Annotated in this window: 16 protein-coding genes and 2 tRNA genes; 10 read left to right on the top strand and 8 right to left on the bottom strand. The window is 35.0% G+C overall.

Features of this window, described 5'->3' with window-relative positions:
• Window positions 1-16: 16 nt before the first annotated feature.
• The 5 genes from J2T03_RS13200 to J2T03_RS13180 form a co-directional block, all read right to left on the bottom strand.
• The gene (locus J2T03_RS13200) at window positions 17-2,536 is read right to left on the bottom strand and encodes a DEAD/DEAH box helicase family protein (protein ID WP_307211668.1); all 2,520 of its coding nucleotides are present in this window, start codon (window positions 2,534-2,536) and stop codon (window positions 17-19) included.
• Between the two features lie 53 nt (window positions 2,537-2,589).
• A complete protein-coding gene (locus J2T03_RS13195; RefSeq protein WP_307211665.1) occupies window positions 2,590-3,783 on the bottom strand; it encodes a site-specific integrase in 1,194 nt (397 codons plus the stop codon).
• Window positions 3,784-4,084: 301 nt separating this feature from the next.
• Window positions 4,085-4,159, bottom strand: a tRNA-Val gene (locus J2T03_RS13190).
• A gap of 35 nt (window positions 4,160-4,194) precedes the next feature.
• Window positions 4,195-4,269: transfer RNA gene (locus J2T03_RS13185), tRNA-Val, on the bottom strand.
• Window positions 4,270-4,310: 41 nt separating this feature from the next.
• Window positions 4,311-5,555, bottom strand: a complete 1,245-nt coding sequence (locus tag J2T03_RS13180) for a bifunctional folylpolyglutamate synthase/dihydrofolate synthase (protein WP_307211663.1) — start codon at window positions 5,553-5,555, stop codon at window positions 4,311-4,313.
• A gap of 98 nt (window positions 5,556-5,653) precedes the next feature.
• Here J2T03_RS13180 and J2T03_RS13175 point away from each other — a divergent pair, with 98 nt between their 5' ends.
• Genes J2T03_RS13175 through J2T03_RS13155 form a run of 5 tightly spaced genes read left to right on the top strand, consistent with a single transcriptional unit; the run spans window position 5,654 to window position 9,863 of the window.
• Window positions 5,654-6,991, top strand: coding sequence for a TolC family protein (locus J2T03_RS13175; protein WP_306841012.1), 1,338 nt, complete (start codon window positions 5,654-5,656; stop codon window positions 6,989-6,991).
• 1 nt (window position 6,992) lies between these two features.
• A complete protein-coding gene (locus tag J2T03_RS13170) occupies window positions 6,993-7,592 on the top strand; it encodes a SprT-like domain-containing protein (protein ID WP_306841009.1) in 600 nt (199 codons plus the stop codon).
• Window positions 7,586-8,668 carry a mannose-1-phosphate guanylyltransferase gene (locus J2T03_RS13165; protein ID WP_306841008.1) on the top strand — a complete coding sequence of 361 codons (1,083 nt, stop codon included), beginning with the start codon at window positions 7,586-7,588 and terminating at the stop codon, window positions 8,666-8,668. The genes J2T03_RS13170 and J2T03_RS13165 overlap by 7 nt, the downstream gene beginning before the upstream one ends.
• Window positions 8,669-8,698: 30 nt before the next feature.
• Window positions 8,699-9,361 carry a hypothetical protein gene (locus J2T03_RS13160; RefSeq protein ID WP_307211661.1) on the top strand — a complete coding sequence of 221 codons (663 nt, stop codon included), beginning with the start codon at window positions 8,699-8,701 and terminating at the stop codon, window positions 9,359-9,361.
• Window positions 9,330-9,863, top strand: a complete 534-nt coding sequence (locus J2T03_RS13155; RefSeq protein ID WP_306841004.1) for a GNAT family N-acetyltransferase — start codon at window positions 9,330-9,332, stop codon at window positions 9,861-9,863. Before J2T03_RS13160 ends, J2T03_RS13155 begins: the two co-directional genes overlap by 32 nt.
• Before the next feature lie 103 nt (window positions 9,864-9,966).
• On the opposite strand, the gene bcp is transcribed toward J2T03_RS13155, so the two are convergent.
• The gene (bcp, locus tag J2T03_RS13150) at window positions 9,967-10,416 is read right to left on the bottom strand and encodes a thioredoxin-dependent thiol peroxidase (protein ID WP_306841002.1); all 450 of its coding nucleotides are present in this window, start codon (window positions 10,414-10,416) and stop codon (window positions 9,967-9,969) included.
• A 33-nt stretch (window positions 10,417-10,449) separates the two neighbouring features.
• Here bcp and nth point away from each other — a divergent pair, with 33 nt between their 5' ends.
• The 5 genes from nth to J2T03_RS13125 all read left to right on the top strand — a co-directional run bounded on the left by nth (window position 10,450) and on the right by J2T03_RS13125 (window position 14,968).
• Window positions 10,450-11,070, top strand: a complete 621-nt coding sequence (gene nth / locus J2T03_RS13145) for an endonuclease III (protein ID WP_306841000.1) — start codon at window positions 10,450-10,452, stop codon at window positions 11,068-11,070.
• Between the two features lie 305 nt (window positions 11,071-11,375).
• Window positions 11,376-12,164: a GLPGLI family protein gene (locus J2T03_RS13140; protein WP_307211658.1), complete on the top strand. Its 789-nt coding sequence runs from the start codon at window positions 11,376-11,378 to the stop codon at window positions 12,162-12,164.
• A gap of 21 nt (window positions 12,165-12,185) precedes the next feature.
• Window positions 12,186-13,826 (top strand): vitamin K epoxide reductase family protein, encoded by a 1,641-nt coding sequence (locus tag J2T03_RS13135; RefSeq protein ID WP_307211656.1) that lies wholly within the window; start codon window positions 12,186-12,188, stop codon window positions 13,824-13,826.
• A gap of 61 nt (window positions 13,827-13,887) precedes the next feature.
• A complete protein-coding gene (locus J2T03_RS13130) occupies window positions 13,888-14,070 on the top strand; it encodes a TIGR04149 family rSAM-modified RiPP (RefSeq protein ID WP_306840994.1) in 183 nt (60 codons plus the stop codon).
• Window positions 14,071-14,137: 67 nt separating this feature from the next.
• Window positions 14,138-14,968: a DUF6625 family protein gene (locus tag J2T03_RS13125; protein ID WP_306840992.1), complete on the top strand. Its 831-nt coding sequence runs from the start codon at window positions 14,138-14,140 to the stop codon at window positions 14,966-14,968.
• Between the two features lie 74 nt (window positions 14,969-15,042).
• Here the strand turns inward: J2T03_RS13125 and J2T03_RS13120 are convergent, their stop codons facing one another.
• Window positions 15,043-15,711: a hypothetical protein gene (locus tag J2T03_RS13120; protein WP_307211653.1), complete on the bottom strand. Its 669-nt coding sequence runs from the start codon at window positions 15,709-15,711 to the stop codon at window positions 15,043-15,045.
• Window positions 15,698-16,300, bottom strand: coding sequence for a hypothetical protein (locus J2T03_RS13115; RefSeq protein WP_307211651.1), 603 nt, complete (start codon window positions 16,298-16,300; stop codon window positions 15,698-15,700). Before J2T03_RS13115 ends, J2T03_RS13120 begins: the two co-directional genes overlap by 14 nt.
• Between the last annotated feature and the right edge of the window lie 34 nt (window positions 16,301-16,334).

Here is a 16,334-nt window from a genome sequence, read left to right as displayed (position 1 = left end):
GGAAAATGGACATTTTTTAGAATAAATCTTCTAGATTGGAATATACTTTTAAATTATCTAAGTTGATATAATTTTTAACTTCTAGTAGATTTAATCTAGCTTTAAAAGGAATTAACTTTATGGATCTTACTGGCTTAACATTCCTCCTACTACCAAGAAAGTTTATTTTGGGATCAGCAGCTCTTTCTTCTATATCAAGAAAGTCCTCTCTTAAGATGAAATAAAATGTTTTTAATTTGCTCCTCAAGGATTTACTTTCCTCAAACCTCCTTTTGAATTCAAAAACTCCAATTTCTAGTAGTTTATCAGCCTTATACAAGTTGAGTAATTTTCTAACTTTTGCAATGTCTTCTGTTGTAAAGAATTCTTCATAATAACTTGAAGGAATAAAATGATAAGAATCACCACCTCTTCTATACTCATTAAGGGATGCTATCATCTTTTCTCTGAAATAATTGAGTGTTTGATAGAATTCGACTCTATTTTTATAAGAATCATCATCTATTATAGAGTCAATATCTAAGTCTTTAGTATAAGCTATTGAATCACTAAAGTAATCTCCTCTTGAGTAATCCTCATCATGTAAAGATTTTAATTTACCTTCTTTTAGCTTATTAGTAAAAAGTAAAAGTTGTAATTCAAACTTCTTTGCTTGTGGTGTTCCTTCAACAATATTTTCAAAAGAATCTCCTCCTGCTTTCTTATAAAGTAGCTGATAATCCTTAAATAATGATGTTTTAAAGTCATTATAAAAAAGTGAGAAATTAGTAAATGGAGCTAATGATAATGCATAGTCTTCCCCATAAAACTGATTGAGTACTGTGTTTAGCATCTCTTGGACTTTACCTTCCTCAAATTTGATAACAGGCCTAAAGCTTATTTCTTGCAATCTACAATTAATAAACTGATTGGCTAATGCACTATAAGTTACATAAGAGCTTATATCCCCTCCAAAGAAAGGAACTTCGTTAGCAAGGAAATCTTCTCCCGTTTCCAATTTAAATTCCTGAAAGGATGGGAAAAGCAGCCTTGGTAAAGTGGCACTTCTAGATAAGGAATCTATTGCTGTAATCTCATCTTTTATATTTCCTTTTAGCTTATTCTCATAGAACTCTCTTAAAAGAAAATCTTGTCTATTTAGTTTGATATATTTTACCTTGCTATCAGGAGCTTTGTAATGTTGAACTAGATTATAATACTGCTCAAAAACTTCCTTCTGTTCTGGTGTCATGCCAGAATAAACCAAACTATCATAGTGAAAATAGTCTGGCTTAGGTAAAACAATATGTATTTCCCCCTTAGTTCTTTGTCTTGCTAATGCTTGGATTACAGAGTTAACACCTCCTGAAAAGATGCCATACTTATTTCTAAAAGGTAATCTAGTACTTCTAGGAGGAAAAATTATGACAAATGCATGATTGTCTTTTTTAATACTAACACCTGTTTTAAAATTAGTTCCCACATTACATTTTTCATTATCATACTGATTAGTAGGTTCAGCATTTTCTTCTCTTTGATTAGTATTCAGTTCAGAAGTACAATCTTTTATCTCTCCATAAGTATCTAGAAGTAACTTTCCAATTTCATCCTTTGGATTGATTAAGCTTTTAGCTAGGTTTTTAGAATAACATAGTATGTCAACATTTTTCTTACGGGTTATCAAGCTTTTAATTAAACTATCTATCTCTATGGTTTTAGAAGTGAAATTGTAAGCAGAAGAGTAGTGTAAATATAAAGTACTTTGTTTCTCAATAAATCTCACTCTTTCAGACTCAATAATCTGAATTTTATAGTCTGTAAGTTCAGCTAAATATTCTATTACAACCTTAGAAGCTTCATTGTAAGTAGCACTTAGTATAAAATTCTTTTGAATCACATTTCTCCATTTCCATAAGTTGAATATATATTCTTGTTGAAAGTTATGATAGGAGTCATGTATTTCATCATAAATGAAAACAACCTTTATTCCTTCCTTTTCACAATGGGTTACAAGGGTATTTATATACTCTCTTTTGATATCAGAGTTTTTAAATCCATCTTCTCCTGGATTTCCCAATAAAGTGTTTGCTGTAACAACCTGAATTTCTCTTTTAGTATAGTCAATACCAGTACTTCTTCCCAAGTTATCATAACTATAAATCTGATCAGCAGGAACTCCTGATTCCTCAATATCATCACAATACTGTTTAACTAAACTTACGAAAGGAGAAACAACAAAAACTAAATATCTTTCATTTGAGTCAAAGTACCTTTTTACAGTTTGAATTATAGCATATGATTTACCTTGTCCAACAGGAGCATTGATTACTACAGTGTTTTTATGCGCAAGTTCTAAATGGGTTTGTAAGGTATCATTTATATAGCCATTAGTATCAGGAGATATTAATATTTTGTCCCCTCCATTTTCAATTTCAAAATCAGTTCTTGGAACTCTTGTTCCCGAAGCATCTAAAGTAAACATGAAATCTTCAGGATTAATCTCTTTAAATTCTATAGGGAATGAATCAAATTGACTCAGCTTGGCATCTAGTAACATAAATTGAAAATTAACTCTCTGTAAAAATACAAAGAGTTAATAATACATAATGCTCACCTAAGCTTAGAATTTAACTTACTCATCTGTTCTCCAATCTTCTTCTTAACTACCTTAGCATAATGTTGTTGAGTAATCCCTATCTCTGAATGCCCTAAAAGCTCACTCACAATTTCCATAGGAACATCATTGTAAAGTAGAATAGTGGAAGCAAAGGTTTTTCTTGCTATATGGTGGGTAAGAGTTTTGTTGATACCCACAATCTCAGCTATCTCCTTTAAATAGGAGTTGAACTTCTGATTAGTAATAACAGGAAGAAGCTGTGTTCCTGTTCTATATTTGTCTAAAATATTTTTAGCTTTGGATAGTAAGGGAATATCATAATCCCTCTTAGTTTTCTGCCTGTTAATATGAATCCACTTATTACTATCATAGCCTGTCTGAATATCACTTGCCTTAAGATTTGCCATTTCTGTATATGCTAATCCTGTGTAACAACAGAAAATAAACATATCAGCTACTTGTTGTAATCTTTCAGAAGCAAACTGATGTTTTTCCAATGTTTCCAATTCCTCTTTAGATAAGAATATTACTTGTTTCTTAGGTTTCCTGTTCTTATAGAGTAGGAAAGGGTCTTTAGCTAAGAAATCTAATCCTACAGCTAACTTTACTATCTGCTTAAACCTCTGTATAGTCTTATGAACTGTATTCTGCTTAAACTGTTTTTCAGCTTTAAGATAGAACTCAAACTCAGTAATAAATGCTATTGTCATGTCTTTCAGGAGATAGTCTGATTTGTTGTACTTGTATTTTATAAAAGACTTTACATGTGCTTGTGTCTGGTAGAACTTAGCTACAGATACTTGTGTTGTAGAGATGCCTATCAGCTTTTCCTGTTTAGTAATATGTAGATGAAATACTTCCATAATAGATTTTTCCTGCTTGATGTTTTCTCCTTTGTACTGTCTGTAGATATCATCTACATCAAAGTCCTTTTCTTGTACTTGTAGGAATAAAAAAGCCTGATTAATGTCTTGTTTAATCAGGCTGAGTTGTGTGTTAATTTGATTATTTATTTTGTTAGGAGGAAATGCCTTTTGCTTTGAAGCATTCCAAGAATTTGGGTTTATAAAAACACCTGTTGAGAATGGCTTTCTTTGACTATCTAAAGTGATTCTACATTCAATTGCACAAACTCCTTTTGTGTTAATTCTGTTCCTTCTGATTAAAAATAGTATTGAAAGTTTCATAGTATTAATGAGGGTTTGAGTTGGTAACCTGAGAATTTTTTGGTAACCTAATTGGTAACCTGTGAATAGATTGTTAAGATGAAATATTGAGTAAATCAAATAAGATAATTCACAAAAATTAGGATGAATTTTTAATATGGTAACCTGAAAGAAATTATGGTAACCTAAATTTTTGCCTTAAAATTGGAAAATGTTGATTAAAATTAAACTTCTAAAAGAATGATTGAATACTTAAAAAGCCCATGAATAGGAGAGGGAAGTATATAAACAAAAAAATCTCCCTTTAAAAAGAGAGATTTTGTGGGCCCTGAGGGATTCGAACCCCCGACCCTCTGGGTGTAAACCAGATGCTCTGAACCAACTGAGCTAAGAGCCCTGAACTTTTTTTGAAAGGCTTCAGTTACCTTTGTGTGGGCCCTGAGGGATTCGAACCCCCGACCCTCTGGGTGTAAACCAGATGCTCTGAACCAACTGAGCTAAGAGCCCCTATACTTGTTTCCTCGTTTAGAGTGGTGCAAATATACGACTTATTCAGAAATCTCCAAATTTTTTTCTAAAAATTCTCCTACAACAAAGTTACTTCCGCCGATGAAAATCATTTCTTCTTTTGTACATCGCTCTTTTGCAGAAAGATACGCTTCCTGTACCGAATTGAAAATTTTATAAGAAATTTTTGCCTTCTGTAAGAGATTTTTATAGTCTTCAGGGTGCCTCCCTCTGCTGATAGCTGGTTTGGCAAAATAAAATTCAGAATTTTCAGGAAGGAGAGCCATTACTTCATCTATTTTTTTATCATTTACAAATCCCAAAATAACGTGTTTGTGCATGTTAATAGAGTTCAGTTGAGAAAATACATACTCCAGTCCTGCCTGATTGTGTCCTGTATCACAGATCGTAAGAGGATCTTTTGAAAATTCAAACCAACGCCCTATAAAACCCGTGTTTTGGTGTACGTGCAATAGCCCTTTTTCAATATTTTCTTCAGAAACAGAGATATTTAATTTTTTTAATTCCTTAACCAACGCGAGAACCACCCGGATGTTTTTCCTTTGATAATTTCCGTTAAGATCAGATGCCAGATCCGAATGTATTATTGTAGCATCAATGAACAGGGTATTTTCTTTATCCGCTTTTTGCCGGATAATATTTTTAACGGTCTCATTTTCATCTCCCGAAATTACTGGAATATTGGCTTTAATGATTCCCGCCTTTTCTGCAGCGATCTCTTCAATGGTGTTTCCCAAAATATTCTGATGATCCAGCTGTACATTGGTAATTGCAGATACTAATGGTTTAATAATATTTGTTGAGTCCAGTCTTCCGCCAAGCCCCACCTCAATTATGGCAAAATCTACCTTTTGCTGGTAAAAATATTCAAAAGCCATGATTGTTGTAAATTCAAAAAAAGAAGGTAGAATATCCTCAGGAAGAGTTTTCAGCCTTTGAATAAAATGATAGACAAACTCTTTACTGCAATTTTTTCCATTTACCTTAATGCGTTCCGTAAAATCAATAAGGTGCGGAGAATTATATAACCCAACTTTGTATCCCGCTTCCTGCAGAACCGAAGCAAGCATATTACTGGTAGATCCTTTTCCGTTTGTGCCTCCGATGTGGATGCATTGTATCTTTTCCTGTGGGTTTCCAAAGAAAGAACACAGCTTTATGATATTATCTAATCCAGGTTTATAGGCTTTCAGCCCGTCGGTCTGATAGTTGGGAGCCTGTACGAAAAGCCAGTCGACAGATTCCTGATATTGTTCGGTTGTCATGATGCAAAATTCTCAAAAGTTTTATTAAAATGAAACAATAATTTTTTTAAACTGTAACTTTTTTATATTTGGCTCGTCTAATATGGAAAATTCTTAATATGAAAAAAGTTTGGATTATCGTTTTTGGATTAAGTTGTCTGGGGCTAAGCGCTCAGAAGAAATGGTCCTTAAGAGAATGTGTAGACTATGCGGTGGAGCATAATCTTCAGGTTATCCAAAATCAATATTCTAAACAGATCCAGGATTCCAACCTTAAAATGGCTAAAAAAGAATACCTGCCTTCCGTATCCGCAGGAATGTCCAATTCAGTGGGTTTCGGGCAGCTTCCATTAGGTACGGGAAGTATCAGGAATGACAGATTCAACAACAGTGCGAATCTGGGTGCGGATGTTCTGCTTTACAATAATGGCAGACTAGAGAAAAACATCAGAAAAATACAGTTTGATGTAGAAGCCAGCCAATACGATATAGAAACCATTAAAAATGATATTTCTCTACAGATTGCACAGCAATATCTTACTGTTCTCCTGAACAAGGAAATTGTTAAAATCTCCCAGAGTGCGGTAGAAAATGCTCAGAAACAATATGACAGGGCTAAAATAACAACCCAGGTAGGAACAACTGCACAAACTATCCTGGCAGAAGCAGAAGCAGCCTTGGCAAGAGAAAAGCAGAATCTTAAAACTGCAGAAATAAATGTAGGGAGAGCTTTGTTTGCCATTGTTCAGCTTCTACAGCTTCCCGAATATAAAGGCTTTGATGTGGAAGATGTAAATGTTTCCGATACACTGCCGTCCCAGCTTAAGTCTGTGGATGACGTTCTTACTACAGCCTATGAAAACCAACCGCAGATAAAAGCTGCCGAAAGCAGAATCCGCTCTGCTGAAGCACAGACGGAAGTAACCAAGACCGGATTTTGGCCAACACTGACTGCGAATGCCGGTGTTTCTTCGTTCTATAATAATATGTTAAGTAAAAACTACGACCAGCTTGGGAACCTTGTTAATGATCCCTCTTTTTTCCAGCAGTATAAAGATAATTTCGGTCAGAATATAGGACTGTCTCTGAACGTTCCTATTTTCAACAAAGGAATTACCAAGCTGCAGGTAGAGCAGTCTAAAATTAATCAGAGTATCGCTAAAAATACATTGGAGCAGCAGAAGAACAGTGTAAGACAGAATGTTCAAAAAGCCCAATTTGATGTGGATGCCAATTACGAAACCTTCCTTTCGGCGGTAGAAACTGAGAAAAGCACCAAGCTGGCTTTAGAGTTTGCAGATAAAAGTTATGCGGCAGGAAGATCAACAATTTATGATGTGAATGTAGCCAGAAATAACTATGCCAATGCACAGGGTTCGGTTGCCCAGGCAAAATATAATTATCTTTTCAGCCTTAAACTGCTGAACTTCTACTCCGGAATTCCATTAACTTTGTAAAATGTCTATTCAGTCATTAGAAAAATATTTACCTCAAAACACCCATAAGTACTTAAGAGTCTGGTTTTCGGATTATTATATTCATATAAAAGTGACCCGAGGCAGGAATTCTAAGTTGGGAGACTACAGAAAGCTTCCTGATAACTCCCATGAAATAACAGTGAATTCAACACTGACGCCACCGCTTTTTTTCTTTGTCCTTACCCATGAGCTGGCTCATCTGATCGCTTTTGAAAAATACGGACGAAGAATATCGCCGCATGGGAATGAATGGAAGGAAACATTTAGGAACATGCTTCTTGAAAGTATTGAGATTTATGATGAGGATCTCAGACCTATCATCATAAGATTTTCAAAATCACCAAAGGCCAATTTTATGGCCAGTCCGGATCTCGTAAGGTATTTTCATACTGAGAAACAAGATGATAGGCTGTATTTCATTGAAGAGCTTCAGAAAGGAGAGTTTTTTATATACCGGAACGAAAAGTATTTATTAGAAGGTCTGATTAAAAAAAACTATCTTTGTAAGAATCTGGCTACAGGAAGAAAGTATTCTTTCAAGCCTCTGGCTAGGGTTGAAAAATGTAGGCAAGAATGTTAAAATCAGATAGATACTGTGTCATCATGGCGGGAGGAATCGGAAGCCGGTTCTGGCCTATGAGTACACAGAAATTTCCAAAACAGTTTCAGGATATTTTAGGAACAGGGCGTACCATGATTCAGCAGACTTATGACAGAATCAGCCGTATCATTCCTAAAGAACAGATATTCGTGATAACGAATAAAGAATACGTTGCGCTTTCCCATCAGCAGCTTCCGGAAATTCCTGAAGAAAATATTGTGGGCGAACCCCTCATGAAAAATACGGCAGCCTGTAATCTGTACATGGCTAACAAGATTGCTGAAATTAACCCGGATGCAACCATGATTGTTCTTCCGGCAGATCATTTGATCTTAAAAGAAGATACATTCCTGGAGAAAGTGGAGCTTGCTTTTGATCTTGCTGCCAGACATGATTATCTCGTAACCCTGGGGATTACGCCGACAAGACCTGATACGGGATACGGATACATTCAGTTTGTGGAAAAGAAAGGTTCAGATTATTTTAAAGTTAAAACCTTTACGGAGAAGCCTATTCTTGAAATTGCACAGAGCTTTTTAGAAAGTGGCGATTTCCTGTGGAATGCAGGAATTTTTATCTGGAATGTGAAAAGTATCCATCATGCATTTGAAATGTATCTTCCTGAGATGATGCAGCATTTTATGGCCTGCGAATATAATTCTGAAAAAGAGAACAGCTGCATCGAAACCATTTATCCGAAAGTTCAGAAAATTTCCATTGATAACGGAATTCTGGAAAAAGCAAAAAATGTATATGTTATTCCTTCAGATCTTGGATGGAGTGACCTGGGTACATGGACTTCTGTATACGAAAACACTGAAAAGGACAAGAACGGAAATGCAGTAAAGCTAAGGCATTTCCTGAATTATAACTCCAAAGGAAACATTATCCGCCTTAAGAACAATAATAAAGCCGTGATCATTGATGGTCTTGAAAATTTTATTGTTGTAGACACGGATAAAGCACTACTGATCTGCCCCAGAGACAATGATCAGCTGATCAAAGACTATGTTCTTGATCTGAAAAATTTTAAGAAAGGAGATAAATTCATGTAATATTGCTATCTTTCTGCTGATTTTTGAATTATGATGAAAACTGCAATACGATCAATCACTCTTATATGTATACTTTTGGGATTTTTAGGATATTCTCAGAACAAGAAGAACTTTTCCGGGATTCCAAACATTTTACAACAGATCATTCCGAATGACAGAATAGACTCCTGGGTCCTGGTTTATAACACTTATGGAAAAAACCAGGAGATCAAAACATCTGGCGGAAAAACAGATTATACCCCACAGTTTTCAGGATTTGATCTTTTCCCTGAAGAAGACAGCTTTTATTATATTGCATATGCTTCGGGTGGAAAAATAAATTATATTACAGATCTTGAAGGCCTGAAAAAGTTTGTAGGGAAAATTGACAATGCTGAAGAAGCTGCCATTGTTCTTACCGCTGAAGGGTATATGGTAGATGAGGAGTTTAAAGATGTTGCCGGTAATTATTATGAAGATGCTGCCAATTATTATCTGGATCTGGGGAAGCTTACTTCAAAGGAGTGCCCTTATCAGAAAACCCATTATACCCTGACTGTGAATAAGGCTACCGGGGCCGTCTCTAACGTAAAGGATAATGGAACCTATATTGAACTTTACAATAAGAAATGCGCCAATAATCCAAGGCTTTTAAAAATCCAGAAAAAAGAAGAACCAAAAGATGAGCCTAAGAAATCGACCAAACGAAAATAACGTTTACGAAACGGAAAGACTGATCATCCAGCCTATATCTGTGGATGACAAAGAGTTTATTTTTGAGCTTTATAACAGGCCGAAATTCATTAAATACATTGGGGACAGGCATGTTAAAACTGTTTCCGATGCAGAAAACTATATCAAAAACAGATTTCTTCCACAGTTTGAGAAATTAGGTTTCGGAAATTATCTGGTAGTTACCAAAGATAAAGGTGAAAAAATAGGAGGGGTAGGAATCTTTGAAAGAGAGGGCCTGGAGGTGGTGGATATAGGATTTTCCCTGTTGGAGGAATTTGAAGGGAAAGGCTATGCATATGAAGCTGCAGAAAAAGTAAAATCTATCGGAATGGATGAATTCGGACTGAAGAAGATTTCAGCTATTACTTCAAAGGATAACTTTTCTTCCCAGAAACTGATTGAAAAATTAGGTCTTGAATTCAAAAATTATGTTACGCTTCCAAATGAGGATGAAGAACTTATGTATTACGAGACGAAGTAGCCAGATTTAATATTGATATTATTATAAATAAGTATCGGCGGCCAAAGGCCGCCGATACTTATTAAGCATTATTTTATTATTTAAGCACCATTAAAATAAAAACTTATTTCTCTAAAATCTGTTCTGCAGCTGTTTTTGAAGTTACTTTCTCGATTACTCTTGTACAGATTCCGCTTTCGTCAAAAATAAAAGTTGTTCTTACAATGCCCATATATGTTTTTCCAAATGTTTTTTTCTCCTGCCAAACCCCGAACTTTTCGATAATATCATGGTTCTCATCAGCGATAAGATCATAAGGAAAGGCAAATTTGCTGTGGAAATTCTTTTGTTTTTTTACCGTATCGCCGCTTACGCCCAGAAGTTGAAATCCGGCTTTTTTAAGCTTTGAATAATTATCGCTCAGATTGCAGGCTTCTACAGTACACGTAGGAGTATTCGCTTGAGGATAAAAGAAAACGACCAATTTCCTTCCGATTAATTTCAATGAGGTTATTGTTTCTCCATCCTGATTTGTTCCTTCAAATTCAGGTAATTTATCTCCTACTTTCAGCATAATGAATTAATTTTGTTCAAATTTAATGGTTACATGACAAAAAAGCAAAGAGCGGAGCTCGTTCAGAGAGAATTGGATAAATTATATCCTACAACACCTATTCCGCTGGATCATACCGATCCTTATACACTCATGGTAGCTGTAGCGCTTTCTGCACAGACCACGGATAAAAAAGTAAACCAGGTAACTCCCGCCCTTTTCGAGGTGGCAGCAACACCGCAAAGGATGGCCAGACTGGAGGAATATCAGATCAAGGAGCTCATCAAAGAGATTGGACTTTCCAATACCAAGGCTAAAAATCTTAAAAGAATGGCAGAACTGTTACTGGAAAGACATAACGGTGTCGTTCCTCAGACTTATGAAGAACTGGAGGCACTTCCTGGGGTGGGTCATAAAACAGCTTCTGTTGTGATGAGCCAGGCCTTCGGATTTCCTGCTTTTCCAGTTGATACCCATATTCACAGACTGATGACGCAATGGAAACTTACTTCCGGAAAAAATGTTGTAGAAACAGAGAAAGATGCTAAAGCAATATTTCCTGAAGAAGTTTGGAACAAGCTTCACCTGCAAATTATTTTCTATGGAAGAGAATATTCGCCGGCCAGAGGAAAAGGAGAGAAAGATTTTATTACTAAGATGATGTTTGAAAAATAAAATACATCGTTTTAAAGAATATAAAAGAATTTATCAATTTTCATATTTTGTTATAAAGCATCATTTTTATGGTGTTTTTTTTGTGCATAATTGTGTCTTTTTTATCATTTTATTCACGAATTTAGGACATTTTTTTGTTTTAAAAGAAAAATATTTTTTTAATTTAAAAATGTATCTAGTTGATTTATAATACCATTTTGAGACAATAAGATATGTTTTTTCCTTCCTTTTCCTATAAAAGGTTTACCTTCATTTTGTAATTCAAAAAAAAGGGATATATTTGGCTCGATACCATTGATATTGAAATGAAAAAAAATATTTTACTGTTTTGTTTTACAGTATTTTTTTCTTTTTCGTGCAATAGTCAGATTCACCGTTTTTACTATGAACTGACTTATAAACCTTCAACCCATAATAAGGAGATGAAGAATGATTTGTTTTATCTCGATACTCTTGAAAACCAATCTATATTTATCCGGAAAGAAAAAAAAGAAACGGATTCTTTACTTGCTGCCAATATCAATTTCAACCCTACTTTCTCCTCTTTCGGAACAATGAACTTTAAAGTTGTAAAGGATACTAAAAACATGACCATTATTCTTAAGGATGATTTGCTGGCAGGAGTACTTTCGTATAAAGAAACGATACAGCTTCAATGGAGACTTTCTCAGGAGAATAAGGTATTAGATAATATCAAAGTGCAGAAGGCGGAGACAGATTATGGCGGCCGGAGCTGGATTGCATGGTTTGCTGCTGATATCCCGGTCTTTGACGGACCTTACGTATTCATGGGACTTCCAGGGCTGATTGTGGAAATGGAAGACTCTGCTAATCAATATCATTGGAGATTAATCGGAAACAAAAAAATCAGTCAGTCAGAATTGCAAATTGAAACAGTAATGGATGGTGAAGGATTGATCTCAAAAGAAGCCTATATCAAGAATAAAGAAAGTTTAATGAAAGATCCCCTGCCTGTTCTGATGCAGGCCATGTCTGAAGTTACAAAGGACACCAAAGCAATGGATAATATGCGCCAGCAGGCTGAAGCACTAAAGAAATATTATCAGGACAATGATAATTCTATCGAAAGATAGCTTAAAAATTTGCCTATAACCATGGAACTAAGAAAAGAAATCAATGCTGTTTTTTTATATCTGAAATCAATTGATGTGAAAATTGATAAGGACGATTATATCTATCAGGTAGAATCTCATCCTGAGACACCAAGTCTTCTGGCTTTTAGTGATGCTTTTAACTTTTTTGGTATTCCAAACGGAGCTTTTAATGTTGGTTTTGAAGAGCTTGAGGTTTTGCCGGAAACTTTTCTTACTATATTGGACCTAGGAGAAGGGCATTTAATTCTTTCTTATATTGAAAAAAAGGAAGATCATTTTATGTATACTGATAATGAGGGAGTTAAAAAAGACATTTCTTCATCTGAGATCTGTGTACTATGGACAGGAGCAGTATTAGTAGCAGAAGGTAATGATCAGATTATTAAATCATCAAATACGTTTTACAATAGGGTGCTGCCGGGTCTTGTTTTTTTTGCTGGTCTCACGGTAATGTATTTCATTGGTGGATGGTATCTGATGGGTTTTTCGGGAATTGCTATGTTGGGTCTGTTTTTTTCCTTTGAAGCCATTAAAACAGAGTTGGGCTTTGAGTCGGGCTTTTCGAACCAGTTTTGTGATGGCAGTGAGAATTCCAGTTGCAGTCAGATCATTAATTCTGAAAAAGGAAAGATTGCAGGATTTAAATTAAGTGATCTCAGTGTTTTTCTTTTTGGAACCCAGCTTTTTTTATTGATTATTTTTAACAGGGCCCTCCTAAATGATTATTATTTTCTGATATTCATCTCTTTGCTTGCGTGTATTCCTTTTACACTGTATTCCTTCTATTTCCAGATGAAAGTAGAAAAAAAGTGGTGTCCTATATGCCTAAGTATTATTGGAGTTATTTATGCGGAGATTGTTTATCTGTCCTTTAATAGCAGGGAGATTCTAAACAATTATACGCTGGATATTAAAACTATTTCTCTTTTTTCGGGTGTGTTAACTGTTTTTGTTGGCGGATACTTTTTGATCAAAAGAGCGCTTTTATCTTACAGCAGCTTAAGAAAAGATGCAGATTTTGACTCCAGATATATAAGACACTACCCATATTTTAAGAAAATCTTGACCAGTAAGGATCCAGTACTGCTGAAGGCAGATCCTATTCTTATAGGGAATCCTGATGCGCCGGTATCAATTACTTTTATAACGAGTCCATTGTGCAGCTATTGTAAGGAGGCTCATGAGTTTTTACAAAGAATTTACACCCACTATAAAGATCAGGTCAATATTAAAATCCGATTCAATATGACGGGAGTCGTTACAGCAGAAGTGGAAGAGATGCTGATCCAGCTCTTGAATATTTTCTATACGAAAGGAGAACAGAAATTTATAGAAGCACTCCATGACTGGTATAGCCACAGAGAAGCTGATAAATGGTTACAAAAATACAGTATAACACTTGTTAATCGGACGTTTCTTTTGAATAAACTGGTTTCTGTATCCTATGAAAACCTGCAGAATAACTTTTTTTTCACGCCGCATTATTTTATAAATAATTATGAATTTCCGGTGAGATTGAATAAAAAATATATTGAATTATTTATGCCGGATCTTGTTGAGGATCAATGGGACATTGGTGAGAAAAATATACCTGTTGAGGAGTTTGAAACTCAATATGGACAAATGGTTGACCAAAATTAAAACTATAATAAAGAGGAAGCTGAAAATCTAAAGAGTAGGCAAAAAATTAAAACAAAATTCTATGAAAAAATTACAAAAGCTGAGCTTAAATGCTATGAAAAGCGAAATGAGCAGAAACGAAATGAGAGTTATTAAAGCAGGCTCATCAGGAGAACCTGGAACGTGTAACTGTAACTCACAATACTGCTATATGAATAGTATGAAAGCTGTATGTGGAGGAGGTTGGCCAGCAAAATGCTGCTAATCTGAATAGGCTAACTTAAACAACTTCTGTAATTGCAATTCTGCAATTACAGATTTTTTTTCAACTTATGAATACATCAAGTTTAGTTTTAATTACCTGCTGGTACGGAAAATATCCATGGTATTTACCTTATTACCTGCATTCCTGCGCTTTTAATTCAAGTATTGATTTTGTTATTATAACAGACAATACAGATGAACTAAAAGATGTTCCGGTCAATGTAAGAATAGTACACAAAAGCCTGGACGATATTATCTGTGATACTTCCAATAAACTAGGCTTTCCGATCAATATAGATAATCCCTATAAATTGTGTGATTTTAAACCAGCTTATGGGTTTATGTTTCCCGATTTTATAGAAGGGTATGACTTCTGGGGACATTGTGATCTTGATCTGATTTATGGAGATATCAGGGCCTTTTTTACCAATGAATTTTTAAATGACCACGATTATATCAGTGTCAGAGATGATTATACAACGGGTTGTTTCGGCCTATACCGGAACAATGAAATGCTTAATACCTTTTTCAAGAGGAGTAAAGATTATACAAAAGTTTTCTCAGAAGCTGATCATTTTTGTTTTGATGAATGCAATTTCGTTTGGGATGACCTCGCAGAAGGGGTTTCAATCTTTGAAATTGAAACAGAGATTGAAAGTTTTACCCATCTTATGAAGAAAGCCGAACGGGATGGAATCTTAAGAACACACTTTGATTTTATTCTGATGGAAGGCTATACCGGGAGAGTGAAATTTGACAATGGTAAAATCATCTATAAAAATAAATATGAAGCCATCATGTTTCATATGTTTTGGCTTAAAAAAGTGTACAATCCAACAAAAGTTCCAAGGAAAATTCCAAATACCTACAATGTGAGCCCTACAAGAATCTACTGGTAACAGACATAATGTAGTTTAAGTAATGATTGAAAAGTGTTAAAAGCTAAAGAGAGAGCAATCTTGCGCTCTCTTTTTTATTGATGTAAAACAAATTTTCGATACTTTTTCTGATATTTTTTTAATGTATGATCTGCTGCTTTAAAATAATTTTCAATATTGCCGGTAATATTATTTTCTGCTGTTATATCAGAATACCCAAAATCTTTCTGCACGGAAATAAAAGGATACAACACCATTTTGTTGGCTGTAAGCTGGGATAAGAAGTTGTCTGCTGTATCATCCGGGCCGAAATCCGCATTCAGAATCTGTTCGAAAAAACGACTGTAAATAACCATGAACTGGGTACACCAAAAGTGGTTGATCCAGAACCTGTTTTCTGTAATAGGAACCACAAATCTGAAGCCTCCGCCAATGCCACCTGATAATATATCTGCTCCCTGTTCATTAGAAGCCAGAATATTTTCAATAAAAAAGTCCCTGTCATAATCCTCTGTGAAAATATGATCATCCTCTACAATAATGATCACATCATCATCATTGTCAATTGCAAGATGTACCGTTTTCCTGATGCTTTCCCATAAACCGATGTTTCCTTTTTCATGCTCACAGGCTTCTATAATCTGGCAGTCAAATTCCTGTTTGCCTTCAAATTCCTTTAAAACACTTTCCAATCTGTCCTCTCTGTGCTTCAGGTTAATAATGTAGGTGGGAATCATAATATCATCAAATTCATTTTGGCTCATAGGAATAATATTTTTTTATTTGGGAAAGCTCATCTAAAATCTCTTCTGGGTTCTCATGTATATCTGCAAAATCTGTTGTGTTTTCAAAAGAATTTATATCCTGATCATCATAAATGGAAATGAAAGGATGCATCACAAAAATATCGTCCAGGGATTGTGATAAGAAAAGTTCAGCAGGAGCTTGATCTGCGTTCTTGCTCTGGAGAAGAAGAGCAAAGGCTTTTTTGAAAATAACAATAAATTGGGCTCCTTTAAAGCCGTCAACCCAAAAAATATGATCGGTGACTTCCATTGCTTTTTCGAAGCCAAGAAGCCCTCCCAGCAATAGGTTACCGCCGAGCTTTTGTACATTCTCAATACAATTATTTAAATAAGGCATAGAAAAGTGAGGAGTAAACTGATGATAGGAGGTACATATAATAACGTAATCATCATTCAGATTATTTTTGATAGTATCTTGTATGCAGTTAATCAGGCTGTTAGCCTGGTTTTGGAGGGTGGTTTCCACCTCAAAGCCATTTGTTCTGAACGATTCCGTGTCATTGGCAGATTCATTTGGGGATGAAGTGAAAAAAAATATTTTTTTCATTAAATCATTTGATTTTCAAGGTTAAATAATAAAC

It is taken from the genome of Chryseobacterium lathyri (genome assembly GCF_030812195.1).
Taxonomy (GTDB): Bacteria; Bacteroidota; Bacteroidia; order Flavobacteriales; family Weeksellaceae; genus Chryseobacterium; species Chryseobacterium lathyri_A.
Note: the sequence above shows the minus strand (reverse complement) of the source record. Positions and strands in the feature narration are given on the sequence as shown.

Excerpts from the sequence above, each read along its gene's own strand:
- J2T03_RS13120 (WP_307211653.1), bottom strand. The coding sequence starts at position 15,711 with ATGAGCCAAAATGAATTTGATGATATTATGATTCCCACCTACATTATT.
- J2T03_RS13195 (WP_307211665.1), bottom strand. The coding sequence starts at position 3,783 with ATGAAACTTTCAATACTATTTTTAATCAGAAGGAACAGAATTAACACA.
- J2T03_RS13135 (WP_307211656.1), top strand. The coding sequence starts at position 12,186 with ATGGAACTAAGAAAAGAAATCAATGCTGTTTTTTTATATCTGAAATCA.
- J2T03_RS13125 (WP_306840992.1), top strand. The coding sequence starts at position 14,138 with ATGAATACATCAAGTTTAGTTTTAATTACCTGCTGGTACGGAAAATAT.
- J2T03_RS13140 (WP_307211658.1), top strand. The coding sequence starts at position 11,376 with ATGAAAAAAAATATTTTACTGTTTTGTTTTACAGTATTTTTTTCTTTT.
- J2T03_RS13200 (WP_307211668.1), bottom strand. The coding sequence starts at position 2,536 with ATGTTACTAGATGCCAAGCTGAGTCAATTTGATTCATTCCCTATAGAA.
- J2T03_RS13170 (WP_306841009.1), top strand. The coding sequence starts at position 6,993 with ATGTCTATTCAGTCATTAGAAAAATATTTACCTCAAAACACCCATAAG.
- J2T03_RS13180 (WP_307211663.1), bottom strand. The coding sequence starts at position 5,555 with ATGACAACCGAACAATATCAGGAATCTGTCGACTGGCTTTTCGTACAG.
- J2T03_RS13160 (WP_307211661.1), top strand. The coding sequence starts at position 8,699 with ATGATGAAAACTGCAATACGATCAATCACTCTTATATGTATACTTTTG.
- nth (WP_306841000.1), top strand. The coding sequence starts at position 10,450 with ATGACAAAAAAGCAAAGAGCGGAGCTCGTTCAGAGAGAATTGGATAAA.
- J2T03_RS13155 (WP_306841004.1), top strand. The coding sequence starts at position 9,330 with ATGAGCCTAAGAAATCGACCAAACGAAAATAACGTTTACGAAACGGAA.
- J2T03_RS13175 (WP_306841012.1), top strand. The coding sequence starts at position 5,654 with ATGAAAAAAGTTTGGATTATCGTTTTTGGATTAAGTTGTCTGGGGCTA.
- bcp (WP_306841002.1), bottom strand. The coding sequence starts at position 10,416 with ATGCTGAAAGTAGGAGATAAATTACCTGAATTTGAAGGAACAAATCAG.
- J2T03_RS13115 (WP_307211651.1), bottom strand. The coding sequence starts at position 16,300 with ATGAAAAAAATATTTTTTTTCACTTCATCCCCAAATGAATCTGCCAAT.
- J2T03_RS13130 (WP_306840994.1), top strand. The coding sequence starts at position 13,888 with ATGAAAAAATTACAAAAGCTGAGCTTAAATGCTATGAAAAGCGAAATG.
- J2T03_RS13165 (WP_306841008.1), top strand. The coding sequence starts at position 7,586 with ATGTTAAAATCAGATAGATACTGTGTCATCATGGCGGGAGGAATCGGA.